The following is a 20,943-nucleotide window of genomic DNA, read 5'->3' as shown; positions in this document are numbered from 1 at the left end:
AGACGTGTAAAGCCGCCCGACAGCCCGCGGGGCAGCGGCTATCATCAGGGCGGCAAATCAGGGAAAGCAGGCAAGATGAGCAAGGTATTACTGGTAGACGACGACGAAGAGCTCAGCGCGATGCTGGCCGAATACCTGGAGCAGGAAGGCTTCAGCACGCAGCGGGTGCACGATGGCGCCAGCGGCGTGGCGGCGGCGCTGAGCGGCGACTTCGACATCGTGGTGCTGGACGTGATGATGCCGCGTCTGAACGGGGTGGAAGCGCTGCGCCTGATCCGCGCCGGCAGCCGGCTGCCGGTGCTGATGCTCACCGCGCGCGGCGACGATGTCGACCGCATTCTGGGCCTGGAAATGGGCGCCGACGACTACGTGCCCAAGCCCTGCACCCCGCGCGAGCTGGTGGCGCGGCTGCGCGCCATCCTGCGCCGCGGCCAGCCGGCGGCGGCGCAAACCAGCGAGGCGGCCGGCGGCGACGGCAGCCTGCAGATAGGCGCGCTGCAGCTGTGGCCGGCGCGGCTGGCCGCCCACTGGCAGGGCCAGCCGCTGGAGCTGACCGGCACCGAGTTCCGCCTGCTGGAAGTGCTGGCGCGCCACGCCGGGCAGATCGTCAGCAAGCCGCAGCTGTCCGAAGCCGCGCTGGGCCGCCCGCTGGCGCGCTTCGACCGCAGCATAGACGTACACATCAGCAGCATCCGCCAGAAGCTGGCAGTGCTCAGCGACGGCCGCAGCTGGATACAGACCGTGCGCGGCCAGGGCTACCAGCTGATCCGCGAACGGGAGTAAGCATGGGCCGCCTGTTCTGGAAGTGCTTCCTGATCCTGCTGCTGTTCATCACGGTAACCGTGGGCTGCATCATCGGCGCCACCTCGCTGTGGCGCTGGGCAGTACCGGAGCAGCGCAGCTTCGAAGCCGAAAAGCTGGCGCTGGTGCAGCAGGGCGTGGCTACCGCCCTGGCCTACGACGACACCCGCAGCGCCCGCCGGATGCTGCAAGGTTGGCCGCAAAGCAGCGAACTGCCCTCCCCCTACGTAGTGGACGACAACGACCGCGACCTGCTGGGCCGGCCGCTGGCCGCCACCGAACTGGCCAGCGCGCGTCGGCATGCAGCCGCCAGCGCCCCGTTCAGCCAGCTGATTCGCAGCGAGAACGGCCACCGCTACCTACTGTTCGTGCGCGGCAGCGACCTGCAGCAGATGCAGCAGAACGCCCACATCAAACCGCCGCCGCCGCTGTTGCCCATCACCACCGCCATCCTGATCAGCCTGCTGTGCAGCGCGCTGCTGGCCTGGCGCGCGGCCAAACCGATACGCCAGCTGCGCTGGGCATTCCGCCAACTGGCGAACGGCCGGCTGGAAACCCGCATCCGCGGCAGCCTGGGCCGCCGCCGCGATGAAATCAGCGAGCTGGCCGGCGAATTCGACGGCATGGCGCAGCAACTGCAACAGCTGGTGGGCGCACAGCGCCGCCTGCTGCACGACGTATCGCACGAACTGCGCTCGCCGCTGGCGCGGCTGCAAGCCGCCATCGGCCTGGCGCGGCAGCGGCCGGACCCGGCGCGGCTGGACAGCACGCTGGAGCGCATCGAGCGCGAAGTGGTACGGGTGGACACCCTGGTGGGCGAGCTGCTGACACTGGCGCGGCTGGAGGCCGGCTCCGGCAGCGTGGCGCGCGAACGGGTGGACCTGGTGGAACTGCTGGCCGCCATCGCCGACGACGCGCAGTTCGAAGCGCAGGCGCACGGGCGCGACGTGCGCTTTGCCGCCGACGGCGAGTTCGTCGCCGAAGTGGGCGCCGAGCTGCTGTACCGCGCCTTCGAGAACGTGATCCGCAACGCGGTGAAATACACCGCCGACGGCAGCAGCGTCGACATTCTCGCCCACAGCAGCGGCGACCAACTGCACATCACCGTGGCCGACCGCGGCCCCGGCGTGCCGGAAGACGCGCTGCAGGACATGTTCGAACCGTTTCTGCGCGTGGGCGAAGACGGCCAGGGCCGCAGCGGCTTCGGCCTGGGCCTGGCCATCGCCCGCCGCGCCATCGAATCGCACGGCGGCCACATCAGCGCTCACCCGCGCGACGGCGGCGGGCTGGAGGTGCGCATCAGCCTGCCGGCGCAGTAAACCGCCTTCTATCGACACACAACATTCGGCAATGTCCTACCGCATCAAGGCTTGCCGAATCAGGCCAATGACATACAATACGCGATCGTCATTACCAATCGTCGTGTATTCGCATGAACCTCCCCGACCTGCTCGCCAGCTTCGCGTCCGCCTTCAACCAGGACCAGCGCCTGCTCACCCTGCAACTGGGTGATGGCCAGCGCTGGGGCCAGGCGCTGCTGCCGCTGACACTCAGCGGCGAGGAGGCGCTGGCCGGTGACTACCGCTTCCGCGTTGAGTGTCTGTCGCCGGATGACGGCATCGAACTGAAGACGCTGCTGGGCCTGCCGGTGCGGCTCGGCATTGCCGGCGCCGATGGCAGCGAAACGATCCGCTGCGGCGTGGTTAGCGCAGCCGAGGCGCTGGGTAGCGATGGCGGCTTCGCCAGGTACGCGCTGACCGTGGAGCCGCCGTTCGCGCTGCTGCGCCTGCACCAGACCTCGCGGGTGTTCCAGGACTTGTCGGTGGAGGCCATCGTGCGGCAGATCTTTGCCGAACACGCTGCGGCCAACCCGGTGTTCGCCGCCGGCCAGGCGCTGGATTTCGTGTTGTCCGCCGCGCTGCCGGCGCGCAGCTACTGCCTGCAGTACCGCGAATCCGACCACGACTTCATCTGCCGCCTGCTGCGTGAGGAAGGGCTGTCCTGGCGCTACGAGCATCTGGACGGCGACACGCCGCAGGTCAAGCTGGTGGCTTTCGACGACCCGTACAGCCTGCCTGCGGCCAACCTCGAACGGGTGCGCTTCCACCGCAGCGATGCAACGGAAGAGGAGGACGGCCTCACCCGCTGGGACGGCGCGCGGCAGATCGTGCCCGGCAGCGTGGCGCTGGCGACGTTCGACTACCAGCCGGTGGCCACCGGCCACAGCGGTGACGAATCGGCGCTGGATCAGGGCCTGGACGGCAACCGCTTGCAGTCCAGCCTCAGCCACTACGACGCCCCCGGTGCCTACTATGCCAGCGATGCCGAGCAGCTCAGCCACTACGCGCGGCTGCGGCAGCAGGCGCACGATGCGCAGGCCAAGACGTTCAGCGGCGGCGGCGCGGTGCGCGGCTTGGTGGCCGGGCAATGGTTCCGCCTCCACGGCCACCCGGCACACGACGGTGATGGCGCCGAGCAGCGCGAATTCGTGCTCACCCGCCAGACCTTGACCGTGCGCAACAACCTGCCGGCCGAGCTGGCGCGCAGCCTGCCGGCGGCCTTGCGGCCAACGTTGGCCGCAGATGACGACGCGCCGTTCTGCAGCGAGTTCGACGCCCAGCGCCGCGGCCTGCCGCTCACCCCGCCCTACGCCGACAGCGCCCACGCCAAACCCACCGCCCGCGGCGCACAGACCGCCACCGTTGTCGGCCCCGCCAACGAGGAAGTGCACACCGACGCGCAGGGCCGTATCAAGGTGCAGTTCCATTGGCAGCGGCCAGACGAGCATCCGGAGATCGGCGCCAACCTCGATGACCGTTCCAGCTGCTGGCTGCGTGTCGCCATGCCCAGCGCCGGTGCCGCCTGGGGCCACCAGTTCATCCCGCGCATCGGCCAGGAAGTGCTGGTCGATTTCATCGAAGGCGACATCGACCGCCCGGTGATTACCGGCGTGCTGTACAACGGCAGCCACCCACCACCGGCGTTCAGTAGCGCCGGCAACCTGCCGGGCAACAAAACGCTGTCCGGCATCAAATCCAAGGAACACCACGGCGGCCAGTACAACGAGCTGCTGTTCGACGACACTCCGGGCGAGGTGCGGGCGAAACTCAGCAGCGAACACGGCCACACCCAGCTGAACCAGGGCTACCTCGCCCACCCGCGCAGCGATGGCAAGGCCACGCCGCGCGGCGACGGCTTCGAGTTGCGGACCGACCGCCACGGCGCCATCCGCGCTGCGCACGGCCTGCTGCTCAGCACCGAAGCGCAGGCCGGCGCCGGCGGCAAACAACTGGCGCGCGACGGTGCCAAAAACCAGCTCGACGCCGCGCTCAGCCTAGCCCAATCCCTGGCCGACACCGCCACGGCGCAACTGGCCGACACCCAGGAAACCGGGCCGGAAGAAATCAAGCCGGACAACAGCAAAGGGGCGAACAAAACCGACGGCCACCTGCAGCACCACGCCCAGGCACTGAAAGCCTGGGAAGCCGGCAGCAACACCGATAAAGACGGCAAGACCGCCAAGGAACAAGCCGGCCAGCAGCCGCTGCTGATCCTCAGCGCCCCGGCCGGCCTGGCCGCGACGACTGACAACGCCCTGACGTTGGCCGCAGGCAGCAATATCGACCAAGTGGCGCAGCGCGACCTTAACCAGATATCGGGCCGACGCTGGCTGCACAACGTCGGCCAGCACATCAGCCTGTTCGTGGCCGGGGTGAAGGACAAAGTCAGCCTCAAGCTGATCGCCGCCAAGGGCAAGGTACAGCTGCAGGCGCAAAGCGATGTCATGGAACTGACGGCGGATAAGGACATCACCATCACCTCTTGCAAGGACAAGATCCACATCGCCGCGGCCAAGGAAATCTTGCTCAACGTCGGCGGCGGCGCCTACATCCGCATAGCCGGCGGCAATATCGAAGTGCACTGCCCGGGCACGGTGAGCGTGAAGGGAGCGGAGCATGGCTTGAGTGGGCCGGCGAGCTTGAACTCGCCACTACCAAACCTTCCCAAAGGAAATTACACCCCGCCCAATTCTCACCCTTTCTCGGAATAAGCGAAGCACAGCATGATTATTAGCCCCCCAATTCTCAAGACATCTCAGGGCAATACAAGCGATGAACAATGGCTTGCCAGCTTGATGCCCTTTTCCTCACGAGGCGGCTTCCCTATCGCCAGCCGCATGGCTTGGCACGGTGGCCAGCACATTGAGCACACCGACACCGGCCCACATGGTGAGCCCGTTCGCGCGATAGCCGATGGCGTAGTCGTATACAAGAGAGCCCCCTCACCCGATGCCGACAAGAAACCCTTGGCTTATCAGGGAGCGACCGACAACGGTTGCGTGGTGATCAAGCACAATACCGAAATTGGCGAGGGACCGGATGGTCAGATCGAGTACTACTCCATCTACATGCATCTGAAGCAAGTCTTCGTCAAAAACAAGCAGCCAGTGAACCGTAAAGATAGCTTGGGCAGTGTCGGGAGCTGCAATGGCAAGAATGCCATGCACCTCGAAATTATCTGTGACGATGCCAACTTAAAAAAAATCGTAGGAAGAAGTACCGGCAAGCTGGATATCAGCAAGGATGGGCGGGACAATATTGTCTATGGTGACATGCATTTCTACCTGCCACCAGGCACACCTTTCTTTGCTGCTATTGCCTCACCGCAAGCCTCCACTGGCAATGGTGCAGCAGCACATACTTCCGCGGCACCTCTATTTGTAACGATGTGCTTCGAGCGCGGAAAATGTTTATTAAGCACTCGCCAAGAAGACCCTCAGCACGAAGGCTTATTCATTGAAATTGGGGCGGCGCTAGCGAATAGCGATGACAAGTATGAATACAATATTTACAGCAAAGCCACAACGTTAGGCGATGCCTTCCATGTTGCGCCCAGCTCAGCTTATGAGTTGCTCCGTTTTGGCCGGGTTATCAATACAGAGAATGAAACACGAATTGAGGAAGGAGTCGTTCCACACTGGCATAAGGTTAATTATCCAGGTGGACAAGGGTGGGTAAATCTCAATGCGACAGGAGTCAAGAAGTTCAGTGACGCTGACTTCCCCCACTGGCTTGGCTGGACATTGATAAACGATGACTCAACTCCTGACAGCCAATGCAACTCTCCGACGATTGAAAAATGGATCACAGGAAGTTCAGGCAAGGAAATATCCAAGGAAACTCTATCAGCAGCGCTTAGCGATGCAAAACTTCAATCCCGGCTTTCGCGTACAATCTGCAAATTTCCAACAGAGTGGGAAAAGGGGCAGATCGACACTCAGTATGGCTGGCTGAAAAAAAAGAGTGATGTGCTAGAAGACCCAATGACTGATGAGTCGTATGCAGAATTCAAAGCACATGTAGAAGCGCTGTCTTTTTGGGAAGAGGCTAGGATTGAAATAAACAACACTCACTGGCATTTTCATCCAAAATTATTTTTATTGCAGTTCAGAAAAAATGGTTGGTTGAGTAAGGAGGAGTTAAGAAAGATATACCCTAATCAGCTATATAACAAACAGGAAACTCCCGACCCTGAAAGCCTAAGAGAAAAATACCGAATTTGTATTAATAGAGTTGTTGCAAAATATCTAATTGATCAATCAAAAACAAGAATGACCCATTTTTATGGTCAGGGGGCTGTCGAATCTTTCTACCTTGCTAGGATGCAGGAGGCTTCTGTCACACCTTCTCGCAATCCAAGCCATCCTAGCGTTACCCCTGAAACAAATGGGTTTTACAATAACACAGATGATGCATGGTACGTAAAATACAACAATAACAAGAACCTTTCCAACGGTCCAGCTCCTGATGGAGTTAAGTATCGGGGACGAGGCATGAAGCAGCTAACCGGAAGATTGAATCACAACGGATATTGGATTTATAGAGGATGGAGAGAAGTTTCTCTTAAGATAGCTCAAACATGGCAGATACTAACATTCGAGCAAATCCCTGACATTGCTGATCCACAGCGGATTAGCATTATCCCTTTCAACTGCATTGATGCAGGTGGATTTTACTGGGAAAGAGGAGCCAGACGAGCAGGTTACAAATCAATGAACAAAATAATAAATCAAAATGACGTATCCCAACGGGCCATTACTTCAGTTTCATTTGCCTTAAATGGAGGCAACATGGGACTAGATGAAAGAATAAAGCACACTACACGAATTTCACGAGAGCTTCTTGATGAAACAAACAAATAAATTTGTCATTTTATCATTTTTACTTCCAACAATTTCCCTTGCCAATGAACAAATATGTATTGATAGTATAAATTTTTCCTACTCAGCTCATATTTGGAGTAGAAAAAAAGAAGAATTAGTAAGAAAAAACAGCAGACTTACAGAACAAAATATCATTTTAAATATTACCAACAATGAAAACCCAAACATTACCCCAATATCTGACTCGGATGCTCAAGAAGGGCTTGGAATAAAAGGAAATTGGTATTTGGGTGGTGTTGATGGCACAACTGGTCCTGCATTAATAACTAAAAAAAATGGTTTCACTTTCTACGAAGCAACAGGCACATGCAGCATAACATATAAAAACGGCATATCAGGCACTGGGCTTTGCTACAGCGCAAGGATAATAGGAAAAAGCTCAGACATAGAAATAAATGCAGGGCCAATTACTTTTGAAGAATCAAAAAAATCAACTAACATCTACAAAACGAAATCAGTAAATGAATTTAGGAAAATCATTTACTCAGCAACCACTGGTTGCAAAAAAAAATTATAAAACTTCAAAAATCACTAAGATTATGAAAATTACTTTCATGAAAACAAATCGTGATTATGTTTTCCATATTCATGCAAAAAAAATGAAACCATTTCTTCCAAAACTTCAGACCCATAGCGAGTCGCAATGAAATCATCCTTGATTTTGTTACTTCTAATATCATTCAATGCTACCGCAGAAAATAGAATATACTATTGCACTGGAATTTTTAGTTTTATCCCACCCAAAAATTTAGACATTAACTTTATAAAAAAACAATCCCAAAGTAACAATTGCAAGAGCGAACTAACCATCAAACTGAAAAATGGAAAGAAAGCAGTACGCCTTAGTTTTCCAAGTGAAAGCAATCAACTTGACGCCGCGCAACCGACAAATGAAACACTGCATAAAATAAAAGGCACAAGTGACAAATTAATTTTTCAGAGTTATTTCATAAAAGACTCTAGCGGCGACATAAAAGTAGATACTTTCATTAAAGAAAACACAGAGGCCAATATTGAGTCAATAGAAAAAGATTTTTATTTCTCCAAAAAAGACATCTACTCTATTTATGCAATTTACAAGGCAAATCCTGATGATATAGATGACACAATAATGTTAGATTCCTTGGAAAGATTATTTTTATCTTTACGAGTTGGCTGGGAATAGATTTCAGCAATATTAACAACACAAATTCTCGCAAAATAAATTAGCACATCCACTTGTTTTATCCAAAATAATTATTATGCCATATTTCAAAAAATGAAAATATGTTCCGTAGCTATTGCGGTTTTCTGGTTTACAGAATTGCACACAAATGCATTGGCCAAAGTAGTGATTACCCACCTCGGCGCTTCGATTTTAAAGATAGATAAAACTTTATACAGAACAGCTTCAGTCAATCAACATACTGACAACATTATTATCGACTTAGGACTCTACAAAGAAAGAGATGGCTACAGCGCAGACTCGATGAAAATATGCTTTAGAGAAGCTTCATGCGAAATAGCAACACGCCGCTGTTCTATGCGGTAGCCACCAAGAATCTGGGGATCGTTCAGGATCTGATTACGAAGGATACCGATGTCAATGCAAGCACCCGCACCAGTGAAATTACCGTGCTGATGGCTGCCGTACTCGACTCCAGCCCCGCCATTGCCGCCTATCTAGTTGCGCATGGCGCGTCGCTGGTGGACACCGACAAATATGGTCACAAGCCCATCGACTATGTCGGCAAGCTCCCGGCCAAGCGCCGGGCTGCAATGTATGCGGCACTGAAGAACCCTGACCGGAAGGCCGGTGGGTAATTTGAACGGTAGTAATGACAAGTACTCTGCACGCTGGCTGGCGTTTACCAGCGTCGCCCGGCTCCACCGGGCAAGCCCGGACAAGCATCAATGCAGCCTCCGCCGCCCCGATAACAGCGCCGGCAAGGCCGGGTCGCCTTACCGCTACGCCAGTGCGGGGCTACGCCCCCGCTGCAAAAGGTTGGCCGTTGCGGCCAACCTTCCCTCCCCCAACCCCATGCGAGCCAACTCATTTATTAGCGATAATATAAATTTCATAAAAATAGAAAAACCAATATTTGGTTGCATTGCCACCAATGGAAAAAAGCCACTTTCTTTTATGGCGAAAGTAGCAATGGGAAATTTATTGGCTTAGGTGGCAACCAAGGGCACACAATAAAATTTTCCTCATATAAAAACTTCAATTTTTTTCATCCCATCAACTTACAAACCAAAATATGGCAATGAAGAAAGAAAAACTCAAATATACAAAATAGCAGACCTGAATATATCTATCGACATCATGGAAAAATCAAAAAACCCGCAAACAGAAAGCACACGATAAAAAAACATTATTCGCAATAGCAATTACAAGCACTACCACTCTGTCACTAGCAACTGAATTTAAAACTGGCGATATCACTTTAGAAATAGACTATCTAACCTATAACACAAAAAAAGAAATCAACATCATTGGGCGTACATCTAAAGGAATTGAATTAAAAATAAAAGACCATATAACAAATTGCACTGAGGATAAAATTATAGAAATAATAGAGAAAAGTATAGAGCAGAGAACCATTAATAGCACCACCTATTACTTCATCGGATACAAAATAGGCTGCACCGGAGGAGTCAATCCGCTTACAGTCAAATACTTCGCATACAGCAATGGCACCAAATATTCTCTTAGAGGTGAAGAAAAAATAATTACACCAAATAGTAGTTTTGGAGGTGGGAAGCCCCCCATAGAGAGCACAAACCTAAAAAACAAGCCAGCACTAAGAGAATACATGACTCAGCACTGGAAAAAAATTCAAATCAGAAAATATGATTAACAAATCAATTCACCAATTTCACAATAAAAGCATATCAATTTACTACCGCACGACTATCAATCAGCACGCAATTTAAAATAAGCCAGTTACATCATGTCTTACTTTAACAACTAAACACCTACAGCCATAGCCGCATCCAGCATATACAAAATGCATATAAAAAGCTTCGCCATCACAAAATAACACCACATGAAAAATCATAAAACACTGACAATTCTTGCTCAAATTATATTTATTAACTCATACGCCATAGCCAACGACACAATAAATAAAAATGAATTTTTCATTATAAAACAAGAAATGTTTTCAACCACCGGTCAGTGCGAAATTAATAAACTAATAAAATCAACAAAAACCCTCAGCGTTTCTAATAAATTTACCATTGACGACAACACATTTATACTAAAAAAATCGGCAAACAAAAATATACTTTGCCTCATTTCAATGAGCTCAACCCCCAAATTTATAATAAAAAATAAAAACAGAGAAATAGAATACAGCGCCTGGACAAAATCAAACACAGAAGCACAAAAAATAACCTTCCTTTTGTCAAAGCACATTCAAGAAGCCTGCAACTCTTCACCTGTATTAATAGAATTTTACAAGAAAAATGACAAGCTAATCAGGAATATCGATATTTCAACAACAGATTTAGATTGCGCCATTGAACTAACAAAAAAATCACTAACAAAGTCAGAATAGCAACATTACAAAACCATGGAAAATACAGATCACACACAGCCAAATAAAAACATTAAAAAAACATACAAATAAATCAAAAAAATCGCCATAATATTATTAATTTTAACAACGCAAGCCCCGCATGTTTTAGCTGCAAAAAAACCATGCGCGGATTATCAGCGTCCACTCCAGCCCTTAACGGGAGTATTAAATGAAAAGTTCTACCCCGGCCCCCCTAATTTCAGCAGTATCGAGGATGGAGATGCTAGACTCTCTGCCTGGTTGTTCTATCCCGACACAAAAACCTGTGTTCTCGATTACCGCGGTATCGAAGCATCGGATGTTGACCCGATAAAAAGCGCTCAGTTAATCGTGCCAAAAAAATTGGAAAAATTGGTTGGCCGCATGACCGGCAAGCGGGTAATGATCATCGGACAGTTCGAGCCGGCTGATAATGGCAACTATCTTGCCAAGGTTGGACTGAAAGTTCGCAGAATTCACCTACTACCCTGATAATCAGGTAAATCACACCAGCAACAAAAGCAAGGAATGCCACTGAGCAGTACACAAGCGAACGTTCAACAACACCTCAGGCAGGGTGCACAACATGCTGCTCAGCTAGTACGGTCAAACCTACATCCGCATTGCCGTTGACCATATCGGAATGCACTGTCCAGTACAGCGAGTGTAGAATGGCGAGACATATGAAGGCCCCCAGATATCCTACCAACAAGCTCACCTGGGAAAAACTGCAAATCAGTTTTAGGCTATCAGCTATTCTTAGATTTAATTAAAAAGCAAGTGCACTTCCTAAAACCTGATCAACAAGACTCAAAAACAATAGTTATAAGATTAGTGAGCACCATGAAAAAACCATTAATTTTTATAGTACTAGCTGCAGTATCTGCAACAGCCAATTCAACTAACAGCATCAGCATTGAAAAATACCTGCCAATCAAAACCATTGCACCAGAGAAGATAGACGCAACCATCACCACGCCAAGTTTCATACAGTACATTCAACCCGGAAAGAGAACCCCTTCCTGCTCAATAATACTACAAGACAAAAAATATAAAGTTATATTCTTCGAACAAGATGATACCGACGACTACTCTAACTGCAACAAAATTTACCCACCAACAATAACAAAAATAAAAGGACAATTTTATGCAGCATACAAATATAGTGAAGAAGAGACTAGAGGATCATTAGTTGACAACTATGTTGTCATGAGCTTAACAAAGAATAATTTTCACATTTGCCAAAATCAAGAAAAAATAATCACATCAATGAAAAAAACAAAAAAACAAACAGCCACGTCACTAAGCTACATAATTGAACATAGCGGCTGTCTATAATTTTAAATTACACTATAGACCTAGCCTCATAGAACACCAGAAAATCAATCCAAATTTTCGGCGTGCATTCAAAATGCAAAAATAAACCTATGGCCGTCGTACAATATTTAGGTTCGGTCTTAATTCAAAATTAGGCGTAAGCCAGTTTTTATATTTCCAACAATAAACAATCAGCAGCCATTCGGCAGCAACATCCTCAATAAGTAAAAATAACCAATTATGGTTTAACTTCAACATAAAAGAAGAATGAAAAAAATTCATTTTATTCTAATACTATTACCAGCCTGTGCTTTTGCTGAGAGCTCACCATGGAAAACAGCAGCCTCTTGTGGCGATAAGAAAATTATTTACTCAGTAAATTGCAAAACTGCAACTAGCAAAGAGGAGTCGGCAAATTGTGACTCAAAGTCACAGACATTGCAGTATGCTAAAACCACAATTACCATTCCTCATTTCAGTAAGAAAGAGCTTGCACAATACAGTAAAGCGGGAACTGATGATGGGCTTTTCGTTAAGAACTGGGCATGCGTAAAATACGATAACAAATACTACCTTCGAGTTCATTTCGAATCATATGGCGGCCATAGTGAGTTCGATGAAAAGGATGATTATTTTACAGAAGAAGGGCCACTAGAGCGCACAACAATCAATTGGAAAATATTTAGTAGACTGGAACGTACCTACTTCAAAGATCAGGACGACGGGGTGTTCCAATTCAATCTTGGTGATGTCTTTGGGCGATTCAAGGGAAAGTAATAATATTTTAATTTTCGCCAAAACTAGTAAAACTCTTATAAAAAGCGAAGCAGATTACAACCCAATCTAATAGTTTCCAAAACAACTTGAAAAATTGGCAATTATCACAGAATTTTAGCCCGCACTAAAAGAACAATTTACTTATTGGATTAAGATATCGCAACCATGAAAATCAATCCTACAGCGTTAAATTACATATCTGTTTTTATATTATTGCTCACACCTGTAGCCCATACTCAAACTTTGTGTACACCAATCCCAAATGGCATTTATGTTGCTGATGACAATGCCGATGAAATAGGCAAAGAAGGAAGCCGTGATAACATCATCCGTTTATTGAAGAATACAGAAAAAAATCAGACCGCCACAACTTTCGAGTTTTCAGTTGCATTATTGAAAAATGGTGATCAGCTATCGCTTTTTCGTAATATTGGCAATGAACTTGATGAGAAATATACAAATCTGTCTGTTCGTGCAGTTGCATCCTTTCCAGCAGTTTGTGAGTCATCAGGCGCATGGTTACTGCAGACCAGTCAATATTACCCTGAGGATCTGAATTTTTTTGGCAAGCCACGTAGAAAATCAAGAAAACTACCAGAACCCGTACGTATGTTCATATGGTTAGAATCAGTAGAATTAGGGGTGTTACGCATAAATAACTGCAAAGCAGAAGTGCAGAAAAATGGCAAATGGACCCCCTTTGGAAAGTATGACTCTGTCGATCTATGTCTTAATTTAAAATCAAGTAGAATTTTCGACATACGACCTGACATACATGGGCGACAAGGCTGGCAAGGGGCGTTCTAGTATTTAGCAATTCAGGTTGCGGTCTAGATTAATCGCAAAACCGCACCCAAAATAAATTTTTTACTTTTAAGCCACAAAGAAAATGGTAAAAACTCTCAAACATAGTGTTACACGACTAAAAAAACCTAACACAACCATCAATGCCTACACCATTATATTAACATCTATTATTTTATCTACCAGTGCATTTGCTGGACCCACAGGCAACGAATATACTACACAAATTAAATGTGGCAATCTTACAGCAAAAATCACCATAGAGTGCCAAAGCGATACCGATGAATTTACTCCTGGTCACTGCAAACTGCCTGGCATACTAACTCTTACAAATGAAAAAACTTCCGATCATAAGATTTTCGCAATTCCTAACTTAGAAAAACAAGAAATTATCTCATACATAAAACACAAAACATACCATGTCCTATACCCAAGAGTCATGAGCTGCGCCACTATAAACAATGATAACTATCTAGCAATCTCCTATTATGGAAATGAAAAACAAAACCCCTGGAATGAATTAGATGAATTTTATAGCAAAAATGGAGAAAAGCTAACCGGAAAACAAGAAGATATTTTAATTAATTATTTCGCCACCAACTCCAGCAAGACCACAAGCAAATATGTAAGATTAAACAGCAACAACCAATAACAAAAGCGAATCATACAAAACAAAATTCTATAAAAAATCAGTTAATAAATCTTACCGATTCGCTATTTCATAAATCAACGAATCATAGTGCAATTCACCGTAAAATCAGTAGAAACCCACGCTTAAAATGCAAATAAAAATAGCAGAAAAATCCAAGAAATTCATTGCAGCGATGACTTTCATACTAATCACGCCCACCGCGAATTCTGGTATTAGAGAGTCCTTCTACATCTTAACCTATCCTCTAAACAAAAATTCTGAGGAGGCGTTAGAAAAGCCGCTTGATAGATTTTTCAACAAAAAGCTCAATGAAAAACTCTACCGATGCTCGGCTAAAAATGACTTCCCAGAAGAACTAGCGTTTGAACGAGTATTTACAAAACGAAAGCCGCCTTCACTAGAAAAATCAGATGTTGAGAAAGCCATTTCTGGCGAAAAAGCAAGCATCACAAAGTTACAAAACTTAATAAAATCATATCACGACGAAAAAGCTCCGCATGGCTTTGACATCTTTATTACATATGCAATAAAAAACAAAAAAGTCATGTTTTACCTTACAGCACCAGACACGAATGGATTTTCTATTATTACAACCAACAGCACAAACGAATCAGCGATCGCCAATACCCTCTGTCCTGCCATAAAAAACATAGGATTTTCGCCATATATTGAGCCATAAAATTAAGTGCTTATTACCCCGCCTGTAGTAAGGACCGGCAAACACCAATTCAACATCTCATCCAAATAATCGCGCCATACTGCACAAACATTTGGTGATCCCAAACAATCAATTTCACCAAAATATAATTTACTATTTTCACTGCAATTAAACAAAATTGCTACAAATCGAAAATCATATGACCACCAAACTCGTGCTTGCCACCACCCTACTGCTCTCGCAATATGCGCTGGCAGCTTGTGACAAAAATGACTGGCAGCAGTTGATCCGCCAAGCGACAGCCCCGGCTGTCGCCACTTATGTGCAGCAGCATCATTGTGATATCGATCAGGATCTGGACAACATTTCCAAGACCCCACTGGTTTACGCAATTGATGCCCGTAACCGCGCGGCGGTGCAGGCGCTGCTGCAAGCCGGTGCTGATCCCAACGTTGATGGTTACGATGGCAAGACGCCGCTGTTCTATGCGGTAACCGCCAAGGAACTGGGGATTGTTCAGGATTTGATTGCGAAAGGTGCCGACGTGAATGCAAGCACCCGCACCAGCGAGATTACCGTGTTGATGGCAGCCGTACTCGGCTCCAGCCCCGCCATTGCCGCCTATCTAGTCGCTCACGGAGCATCATTAGATGAACAAGACAAATATGGCCAAAAGCCTCTCAACTATGTCGGCAAGCTCCCTGCCCAACGTCGAGCCGCAATGTATGCGACATTGAAGAAGCCTTGAGCCAAAAGTTGTGGGGTAATTCAAACGGCAATACGCAGGCTGGCGTTTGCCAGCGCCCCCTGCGCCACCGGGCAAACCCGGACAAGCATTGGGGCAGCCGCAGCCGCCCCGATAACAGCGCCGGCAAGGCCGGGGAGCCTTGCTGTAGCACCAGTGCGGGGTTATGCCCCCGCTGCAAAAGGTTGGCCGTTGCGGCCAACCTTCCCTCCCTACACCGCCATGAAGCGCGCCAGCGGCGTGTCCTGCCAGTCCACGCTGTCCAGCAGGTTTTTCACCGTCAGCCCCAGTTCGGTATCGCCTTCGATGCGCAAGCGGCGGTTGAAGAACAGGGTGTCCGGGTCTTCTTCGCGCAGCATCAGGCGGGCAAAGTCGGCCAGGTTGGCCGCAAGCAGCAGGTCGTGCGGTGTGTCGGCGCGGCTGCCGACGAAGCGGCTGCCGTCGCTGGCAAAGTGCAGGCTGATGCCGGCATCCAGCACGCGGATGCAGAACTGGCGCCCGGCCAGCAGGCTGTGGTCCACCGGCAGTACGCCGCGTGCGGCCAACAGGTTGAGCATGCGCACCATGCCCCACACCGGCGGGGTGGCCGGCAGTTTGCCCAGTACGCGCGCCAGTGCGGTCGGTACTTTCAGATCAGGCACAGCCATGGGCGGCCTCCTTCAGTACGATGCCGGCCTCGCCGTGCCAGTAGCCGTTCACCAGCGGCCCCGGCGCCAGGGTGGCCAGGTCGGTTTCCGGCTGCTCGCCGGCGATGGCGTCGGCAAAAGCCTGTACCACGGCCGCCAGTTGCTGGTGCTGCGGGCTGATGCGCAGCGCGTGCACGCCGCGTGCCGGCAACTCGGCGATTTCACCCAGCAGGCTGTGGCACCCGGCGGACTGGGTCTGGATGCCGTTGATGGCCAGGAAGTCCTGCGCTTCGCGCGTGGCCAGGGTCATGCCGTCCGGGTGCTCCAGGCAGCGGAACTGGCAGTCGTCCTTGTTCAGCTGGTAGTGGCGCGCGGTGAAGCAGCGCGAGGAGAACGCCAGCGGCAGCCGGCCCCAGGCGAACACCTCGGTTTCGATGTCGGCATTGGCCTGGGCGATCAGGCGCACGGTGGCGCCCGGCATTTCCACCGGCGGTACCCAGCGCTGCGCGCCCAGGCGGCGGTACAGCCGCAGGGTGTCGCTGTTGTAGATGTTGAGGTGCGGGCCGGCAACGAACGGCAGGCCGCGCTGTTGCAACAGGTGCACCGCGCCGGCGTCGTTGGCTTCCACCAGCGCTGCGCCGTTGTCGATCAGCTTGCGCAGCCGCTTGAGGTCGGATTCGCTTTCCAGCAGCGCCTGGCTGGACAGCACCGCCTGCTTGCCGCTGGCGGCGATGTCGGCGGCCAGCGCGATCCAGTCCTGGGTGCGCAGCTGCTGACGGCGCGAGCACACCACCTCGCCCAGGTACAGCCGTTGCAGCGGCCAGCTGCTGGCCTCGGCGTAGAAGTTCATTACCTGGTCGCGCGGCCAGAAATACAGCAGCGGCCCCAGGACCAATTGCAGCGGTAGGGACATGTTAGTCATTTCCATGGTCGGTTGTAGGCGCCCAGCGTCACTTGCTGGCCCTCGGAGAGTTTGCCCAGCGTGGCCATGGCCAGCGGGTCGGCGTGGCGGCCACCCTGCGCGGCCTTGTCCAGCGCCTGGCGCAGTACGCGGGTTACCTGCGCCACGTAGGCCGGGCTGCGCTGGCGGCCTTCCACCTTGATGGCGGCCACGCCGATGCGCAGGATCTCCGGCAGCAGGGGCAGTACGTTGAGGCTGGTGGGCTCTTCCAGCGCGTAGCCGGTGCTGCCTTCCACCTCGAAGCGGCCCTTGCACAGCGTGGGGTAGCCGCTGGGTTCGTCCGGTGCGTAGCGGTCGATCAGGATGCCGTTCAGCCGCGCATCCATGCCTTGCGCACCCTCCTCCCAGCGCACGAAACGCGCCGGCGAGCACACGCCGTGGGTGTTGGGCGACTGGCCGGTGGCGTAGCTGGACAGCAGGCAACGGCCTTCCACCATCACGCACAGGCTGCCGAAGCCGAACACTTCGATCTCCACCGAGGTATGGGCGATGACCTGCTCCACCTGCGCCAGCGTCAGCACCCGCGGCAGCACCGCGCGCTGCACGCCGAACAGCTGCTGCGCCAGGTTGACCGCCTCGTAGTTGCTGGCCGAGCCCTGCACCGACAGGTGCAGGCGCAGGTTCGGGTGGCGGCGGCTGGCGTAGTCCATCAGGCCGAAGTCGGCCAGGATCACCGCATCCACGCCCAGGTCGGCGGCTTCGTCCACCGCACGCTGCCAGCGCGCGCTGTCGGCCTCCTGGGCGAAGGTGTTGATGGCCAGCAGCGTCTTCACGCCCTTGGCACGGGCGTAGCGTATGCCCTCGGCAGCGCTGTTGGCATCGAAATTCAGCCCGGCGAAGTTGCGGGCATTGGTGTCGTTCTTCAGGCCGAAGTACACGCAGTCGGCGCCATTGTCGACCGCGGCCTTGAGCGAAGGCAGGCTGCCCGCCGGGCAGACCAGTTCGGGAAGCGGCATGGTGAAAATCCTTGCAAGCAAAACGGACAGACCTTAGCCCAGCCGCCGCTGTGCGCCATTGCCGCAAATCAAGCATTTATCCGCATGCGTGCGGCCAACCGTTTACTGCAATGCAGCATAACGCCTATGATATGCAGCTGTTCACCCGCCTGCCCCATCATGATCGTCCGCCCCCGCTACCACTGGTTCAGCCTGCTATTCATCTGGCGCGGCTCTGTCGTACCGCGCATTCTCAGCCGCCTGATGCTGGTGCTGTGCATCTCGCTGTTGGCCTGCCTCACCGCGCCGTGGTGGGTGAGCCATCACGCGCAGTCGTCGCTGAACATCTACATCTTCACCCTGCTGGGGGTGTCGCTGGCCATCTTCCTGGGTTTTCGCAACTCGGCCAGCTACGACCGCTTCTGGGAAGCGCGCAAACTGTGGGGTGCGCTGCTGATCGCCGGGCGCGAGCTTACCGGCAAGAGCCTGGCGCTGGCGCCGGCCGCGCCGCAGACCGCGCAGCTGATCGACGGCCTGTGCGCCTTCATCTACGCGCTGAAGGGCCACCTGCGCCAGGATGACATCGGCCCGCACCTGCAGCGGCTGCTGCCGGAACAGGTTCGCCAGCGGGTACTGGCCGGCCGCAACAAGCCGGCGCTGGTCGCCGCCTGGCTGCAGCAGCTGCTGGCCGACATGCGTCGCGACGGCTGCATCAATGACTGGCAATGGCAGATGCTGGATCGCAATATGGACATGCTGCTGGAGGCACAAGGCGGCTGCGAGCGCATCAGCGGCACGCCGATTCCGTTCACCTACCGCGTGCTGCTGAACCGCACCGTCACCATCTACTGCATGCTGCTACCCATCGGCCTGACCACCAGCATCGGCTGGCTCACCCCGCTGATCGCGGTATTCGTCGCCTACACCTTCCTGGCGCTGGATACCCTGGGCGACGAGTTGGAAGAGCCGTTCGGCAAGGAAGGCAATGACCTGCCGCTGGCGGCCATGAGCCACAATATCGAGGCCTCGCTGCGCGAGATCCAGGGCGTGCCGCTGGAAGTGGAAGCGCCACGGCCGGAAGGCATCTACCTGCACTGAGCATCCGCTCCCGCAGCAAAGCAAAAAGGTTGGCCGCATGCGGCCAACCTTTTTGCTTTCCCGGCCCCCGCTTAGGGCTGGATCACATCCAGCGCATCGGTAAAGATGCCGTCCACCCCCCACTGCCGCAGCTCGGCGGCGCGTGCCGGGTCGTTCACGGTATAGGCCAGCACACGGTAGCCGGCGGCGCGTACCGCCGCCACCCGCTCTGTAGTCAGCAGCAGGTGGTCGCTGTGCAGCGACACCGCCTGCAGCTCGGCCAGCCGCGCCGGCCAGTCCTCCGGCCAGCGTTCTTCGATCAGCCAGCCGCGCGGCAGCTGCGGCGCGGCGTCACGCGCCGCCAGCAGCGCCTCCCAGGCAAACGACGACAGCAGCGGCGGCGCCGGGTGGCCCTGCCACAGCGCGGCGGCCAGCGTGGCCACCGCGTGGCCGGTTTCCGCCTCGCGCCCCGGGCAGGGTTTGATCTCTACATTGGCCAGCAGCCGGTGCGCGCGGCAGTAGGCGGCGATGCTGGCGAAGGTGGGCAGCGGCTCGCCAGCAAAGCGCGGCGCGAACCAGCTGCCGGCATCCAGCCGCGACAACGCGGCGATGTCGTACTGCGCGGCCAGGCCGCTGCCGTTGCTGGTGCGCTGCAGGGTGTCGTCGTGCAGCAGGAAGCTCACGCCGTCGTGGCTGAGCTTGACGTCGAACTCCACCGCGCCATAGCCGTGTTGCACGGCGGTGGCCATGCCGGCCAGGGTGTTCTCCGGTGCCAGCCGGCCGCCACCGCGGTGGGCGAACAGGTAGGGGTAAGGCCAGTCTTGCATGTTGTTCTCCAATCTTGTTCGGGCTGGCTACTTCGGCATAGCGCCGGACAAAACATCGTAGGGCAGGTTGGCCGCAAAGCCATACCCGCGCGGGTATGAAGCGCTGCTTCAACCCGCCCTGTGTCACCAGCATCAGGCCGGCTGTTTCGGTTTGCGCAGGTACAGCAGCACCACCGCCAGCGCCGACACCAGCATCAGCCCCAGGCTCACGGCGTTCAGCACCGGCGAGGCACCCTCGCGCATGCGGCCGTACATCAGGATGGTCAGCGGGCTGTCGCTGCCCACCAGCATCAGCGTGGTGTTGAAGTTCTCGAACGACAGCAGGAAGGCCACCGCGCCGCTGCCGATGATGGCCGGCTTCAGGTACGGCAGGGTGATGGTTCGCAGGATCTCCCAGCGGCTGGCACCCAGGTTCAGCGCCGCCTCCTCCAGCGAGGTGTCGAAGCGCTTCAGCCGCGCGGCGATGGTCAGCGTGGCGATGGTGATGATGTAGGACACCTGCCCCATCACCACCAGCGGCAGGCCGGGGCGCAGCCATTCCAGCTCGATATCCCAGTTGTCGGCAAAGAAATTGGCGATCTGGCTGGCGAAGGCGAGGATGGAAATGCCGAGGATAACCCCCGGAATCACCAGCGGCACCAGCATCAGCGTGGAGAACAGCCCCTTGCCGCGAAACTCGGCACGCTCCAGCAGGAAGGCGTTGCTGGTGCCCAGCAGCACCGAGATCAGGCTCACCCACACCGCCACCTTGCAGCTGTGCCAGATGCTGGCCAGCAGCTCGCCGTCGAACAGCAGGCCGGTGCGGCCGTTGCCGTGCGCCAGGAACCAGTCCAGGGTAAAGCCCTTCCACGGCGGGGTGGGAAACAGCGAGTTGTTGAAGGCGAACACCGCCACCACCGACAAGGGCAGCAGCAGGAACAGGAAGAACGCGGCCAGGTACAGGCTGCGGCCACGCAGCAGCCAGCGGTTGTCCGGCAGGCTTGGAATCATGTCAGGCT

Annotated in this window: 22 protein-coding genes; 17 read left to right on the top strand and 5 right to left on the bottom strand. The window is 53.5% G+C overall.

What is annotated here, in order from left to right; genetic code table 11:
• The first annotated feature begins 75 nt into the window (after positions 1 to 75).
• The 16 genes from PSELUDRAFT_RS12185 (at position 76) to PSELUDRAFT_RS12160 (ending at position 15,522) form a co-directional block, all read left to right on the top strand.
• Positions 76 to 783, top strand: a complete 708-nt coding sequence (locus PSELUDRAFT_RS12185) for a response regulator (protein WP_088967100.1) — start codon at positions 76 to 78, stop codon at positions 781 to 783.
• Between the two features lie 2 nt (positions 784 to 785).
• Positions 786 to 2,120: an ATP-binding protein gene (locus tag PSELUDRAFT_RS12180; RefSeq protein WP_088967099.1), complete on the top strand. Its 1,335-nt coding sequence runs from the start codon at positions 786 to 788 to the stop codon at positions 2,118 to 2,120.
• A 113-nt stretch (positions 2,121 to 2,233) separates the two neighbouring features.
• Complete coding sequence (locus PSELUDRAFT_RS12175; RefSeq protein ID WP_088967098.1) at positions 2,234 to 4,852, top strand: type VI secretion system Vgr family protein; 2,619 nt, start codon at positions 2,234 to 2,236, stop codon at positions 4,850 to 4,852.
• 12 nt (positions 4,853 to 4,864) lie between these two features.
• Complete coding sequence (locus tag PSELUDRAFT_RS12170; RefSeq protein WP_088967097.1) at positions 4,865 to 7,003, top strand: peptidoglycan DD-metalloendopeptidase family protein; 2,139 nt, start codon at positions 4,865 to 4,867, stop codon at positions 7,001 to 7,003.
• Entirely contained in the window at positions 6,987 to 7,541 is a 555-nt protein-coding gene (locus PSELUDRAFT_RS19430) for a hypothetical protein (protein WP_157725114.1), read from the top strand. Before PSELUDRAFT_RS12170 ends, PSELUDRAFT_RS19430 begins: the two co-directional genes overlap by 17 nt.
• A 126-nt stretch (positions 7,542 to 7,667) precedes the next feature.
• Positions 7,668 to 8,189 carry a hypothetical protein gene (locus tag PSELUDRAFT_RS19425; protein WP_157725113.1) on the top strand — a complete coding sequence of 174 codons (522 nt, stop codon included), beginning with the start codon at positions 7,668 to 7,670 and terminating at the stop codon, positions 8,187 to 8,189.
• 329 nt (positions 8,190 to 8,518) lie between these two features.
• Entirely contained in the window at positions 8,519 to 8,827 is a 309-nt protein-coding gene (locus PSELUDRAFT_RS12165) for an ankyrin repeat domain-containing protein (RefSeq protein ID WP_088967096.1), read from the top strand.
• Complete coding sequence (locus PSELUDRAFT_RS19420) at positions 8,820 to 9,182, top strand: hypothetical protein (protein WP_157725112.1); 363 nt, start codon at positions 8,820 to 8,822, stop codon at positions 9,180 to 9,182. Before PSELUDRAFT_RS12165 ends, PSELUDRAFT_RS19420 begins: the two co-directional genes overlap by 8 nt.
• Positions 9,183 to 9,312: 130 nt before the next feature.
• Complete coding sequence (locus PSELUDRAFT_RS20115; RefSeq protein ID WP_369800118.1) at positions 9,313 to 9,864, top strand: M949_RS01915 family surface polysaccharide biosynthesis protein; 552 nt, start codon at positions 9,313 to 9,315, stop codon at positions 9,862 to 9,864.
• Between the two features lie 189 nt (positions 9,865 to 10,053).
• A complete protein-coding gene (locus PSELUDRAFT_RS19415) occupies positions 10,054 to 10,566 on the top strand; it encodes a hypothetical protein (RefSeq protein WP_157725111.1) in 513 nt (170 codons plus the stop codon).
• An 843-nt stretch (positions 10,567 to 11,409) separates the two neighbouring features.
• On the top strand, positions 11,410 to 11,904 hold the full coding sequence (locus PSELUDRAFT_RS19405) for a hypothetical protein (protein WP_157725109.1): 495 nt from the start codon (positions 11,410 to 11,412) through the stop codon (positions 11,902 to 11,904).
• 246 nt (positions 11,905 to 12,150) lie between these two features.
• Positions 12,151 to 12,660 (top strand): hypothetical protein, encoded by a 510-nt coding sequence (locus tag PSELUDRAFT_RS19400; RefSeq protein WP_157725108.1) that lies wholly within the window; start codon positions 12,151 to 12,153, stop codon positions 12,658 to 12,660.
• 165 nt (positions 12,661 to 12,825) lie between these two features.
• Positions 12,826 to 13,467 (top strand): hypothetical protein, encoded by a 642-nt coding sequence (locus PSELUDRAFT_RS19395; protein ID WP_157725107.1) that lies wholly within the window; start codon positions 12,826 to 12,828, stop codon positions 13,465 to 13,467.
• 82 nt (positions 13,468 to 13,549) lie between these two features.
• Positions 13,550 to 14,116, top strand: coding sequence for a hypothetical protein (locus PSELUDRAFT_RS19390; RefSeq protein WP_157725106.1), 567 nt, complete (start codon positions 13,550 to 13,552; stop codon positions 14,114 to 14,116).
• Between the two features lie 127 nt (positions 14,117 to 14,243).
• Positions 14,244 to 14,795 carry a hypothetical protein gene (locus PSELUDRAFT_RS19385; protein ID WP_157725105.1) on the top strand — a complete coding sequence of 184 codons (552 nt, stop codon included), beginning with the start codon at positions 14,244 to 14,246 and terminating at the stop codon, positions 14,793 to 14,795.
• A 178-nt stretch (positions 14,796 to 14,973) separates the two neighbouring features.
• Positions 14,974 to 15,522, top strand: a complete 549-nt coding sequence (locus PSELUDRAFT_RS12160) for an ankyrin repeat domain-containing protein (protein WP_088967095.1) — start codon at positions 14,974 to 14,976, stop codon at positions 15,520 to 15,522.
• Positions 15,523 to 15,731: 209 nt separating this feature from the next.
• On the opposite strand, the gene PSELUDRAFT_RS12155 is transcribed toward PSELUDRAFT_RS12160, so the two are convergent.
• The 3 genes from PSELUDRAFT_RS12155 to PSELUDRAFT_RS12145 are packed head-to-tail and all read right to left on the bottom strand — an operon-like array spanning position 15,732 to position 18,062.
• Complete coding sequence (locus tag PSELUDRAFT_RS12155) at positions 15,732 to 16,166, bottom strand: SCP2 domain-containing protein (RefSeq protein ID WP_088967094.1); 435 nt, start codon at positions 16,164 to 16,166, stop codon at positions 15,732 to 15,734.
• Positions 16,153 to 17,058 carry a U32 family peptidase gene (locus PSELUDRAFT_RS12150; protein ID WP_369800050.1) on the bottom strand — a complete coding sequence of 302 codons (906 nt, stop codon included), beginning with the start codon at positions 17,056 to 17,058 and terminating at the stop codon, positions 16,153 to 16,155. The genes PSELUDRAFT_RS12155 and PSELUDRAFT_RS12150 overlap by 14 nt, the downstream gene beginning before the upstream one ends.
• Before the next feature lie 5 nt (positions 17,059 to 17,063).
• Positions 17,064 to 18,062 (bottom strand): peptidase U32 family protein, encoded by a 999-nt coding sequence (locus PSELUDRAFT_RS12145; RefSeq protein WP_088967092.1) that lies wholly within the window; start codon positions 18,060 to 18,062, stop codon positions 17,064 to 17,066.
• Between the two features lie 159 nt (positions 18,063 to 18,221).
• On the opposite strand from PSELUDRAFT_RS12145, the gene PSELUDRAFT_RS12140 reads away from it, so the two are divergent.
• Positions 18,222 to 19,139: a bestrophin family protein gene (locus PSELUDRAFT_RS12140; RefSeq protein ID WP_088967091.1), complete on the top strand. Its 918-nt coding sequence runs from the start codon at positions 18,222 to 18,224 to the stop codon at positions 19,137 to 19,139.
• A 71-nt stretch (positions 19,140 to 19,210) separates the two neighbouring features.
• Here the strand turns inward: PSELUDRAFT_RS12140 and ugpQ are convergent, their stop codons facing one another.
• Positions 19,211 to 19,945 (bottom strand): glycerophosphodiester phosphodiesterase, encoded by a 735-nt coding sequence (gene ugpQ, locus PSELUDRAFT_RS12135; protein WP_088967090.1) that lies wholly within the window; start codon positions 19,943 to 19,945, stop codon positions 19,211 to 19,213.
• A 132-nt stretch (positions 19,946 to 20,077) separates the two neighbouring features.
• The gene (locus PSELUDRAFT_RS12130) at positions 20,078 to 20,935 is read right to left on the bottom strand and encodes an ABC transporter permease (RefSeq protein WP_088967089.1); all 858 of its coding nucleotides are present in this window, start codon (positions 20,933 to 20,935) and stop codon (positions 20,078 to 20,080) included.
• Positions 20,936 to 20,943 lie beyond the last annotated feature (8 nt).

Origin of the sequence: Vogesella sp. LIG4 (genome assembly GCF_900090205.1) — a bacterium.
GTDB lineage: Bacteria > Pseudomonadota > Gammaproteobacteria > Burkholderiales > Chromobacteriaceae > Vogesella.
The sequence above is the reverse complement of the archived record's forward strand: the minus strand, read 5'-3'. Positions and strand labels throughout refer to the sequence as shown.

Coding starts and splice junctions, on each gene's coding strand:
- PSELUDRAFT_RS12185 (WP_088967100.1), top strand. CDS start 76: ATGAGCAAGGTATTACTGGTAGACGACGACGAAGAGCTCAGCGCGATG.
- PSELUDRAFT_RS12180 (WP_088967099.1), top strand. CDS start 786: ATGGGCCGCCTGTTCTGGAAGTGCTTCCTGATCCTGCTGCTGTTCATC.
- PSELUDRAFT_RS12175 (WP_088967098.1), top strand. CDS start 2,234: ATGAACCTCCCCGACCTGCTCGCCAGCTTCGCGTCCGCCTTCAACCAG.
- PSELUDRAFT_RS12170 (WP_088967097.1), top strand. CDS start 4,865: ATGATTATTAGCCCCCCAATTCTCAAGACATCTCAGGGCAATACAAGC.
- PSELUDRAFT_RS19430 (WP_157725114.1), top strand. CDS start 6,987: ATGAAACAAACAAATAAATTTGTCATTTTATCATTTTTACTTCCAACA.
- PSELUDRAFT_RS19425 (WP_157725113.1), top strand. CDS start 7,668: ATGAAATCATCCTTGATTTTGTTACTTCTAATATCATTCAATGCTACC.
- PSELUDRAFT_RS12165 (WP_088967096.1), top strand. CDS start 8,519: ATGCGAAATAGCAACACGCCGCTGTTCTATGCGGTAGCCACCAAGAAT.
- PSELUDRAFT_RS19415 (WP_157725111.1), top strand. CDS start 10,054: ATGAAAAATCATAAAACACTGACAATTCTTGCTCAAATTATATTTATT.
- PSELUDRAFT_RS19405 (WP_157725109.1), top strand. CDS start 11,410: ATGAAAAAACCATTAATTTTTATAGTACTAGCTGCAGTATCTGCAACA.
- PSELUDRAFT_RS19400 (WP_157725108.1), top strand. CDS start 12,151: ATGAAAAAAATTCATTTTATTCTAATACTATTACCAGCCTGTGCTTTT.
- PSELUDRAFT_RS19395 (WP_157725107.1), top strand. CDS start 12,826: ATGAAAATCAATCCTACAGCGTTAAATTACATATCTGTTTTTATATTA.
- PSELUDRAFT_RS19390 (WP_157725106.1), top strand. CDS start 13,550: ATGGTAAAAACTCTCAAACATAGTGTTACACGACTAAAAAAACCTAAC.
- PSELUDRAFT_RS19385 (WP_157725105.1), top strand. CDS start 14,244: ATGCAAATAAAAATAGCAGAAAAATCCAAGAAATTCATTGCAGCGATG.
- PSELUDRAFT_RS12160 (WP_088967095.1), top strand. CDS start 14,974: ATGACCACCAAACTCGTGCTTGCCACCACCCTACTGCTCTCGCAATAT.
- PSELUDRAFT_RS12155 (WP_088967094.1), bottom strand. CDS start 16,166: ATGGCTGTGCCTGATCTGAAAGTACCGACCGCACTGGCGCGCGTACTG.
- PSELUDRAFT_RS12150 (WP_369800050.1), bottom strand. CDS start 17,058: ATGTCCCTACCGCTGCAATTGGTCCTGGGGCCGCTGCTGTATTTCTGG.
- PSELUDRAFT_RS12145 (WP_088967092.1), bottom strand. CDS start 18,062: ATGCCGCTTCCCGAACTGGTCTGCCCGGCGGGCAGCCTGCCTTCGCTC.
- PSELUDRAFT_RS12140 (WP_088967091.1), top strand. CDS start 18,222: ATGATCGTCCGCCCCCGCTACCACTGGTTCAGCCTGCTATTCATCTGG.
- ugpQ (WP_088967090.1), bottom strand. CDS start 19,945: ATGCAAGACTGGCCTTACCCCTACCTGTTCGCCCACCGCGGTGGCGGC.
- PSELUDRAFT_RS12130 (WP_088967089.1), bottom strand. CDS start 20,935: ATGATTCCAAGCCTGCCGGACAACCGCTGGCTGCTGCGTGGCCGCAGC.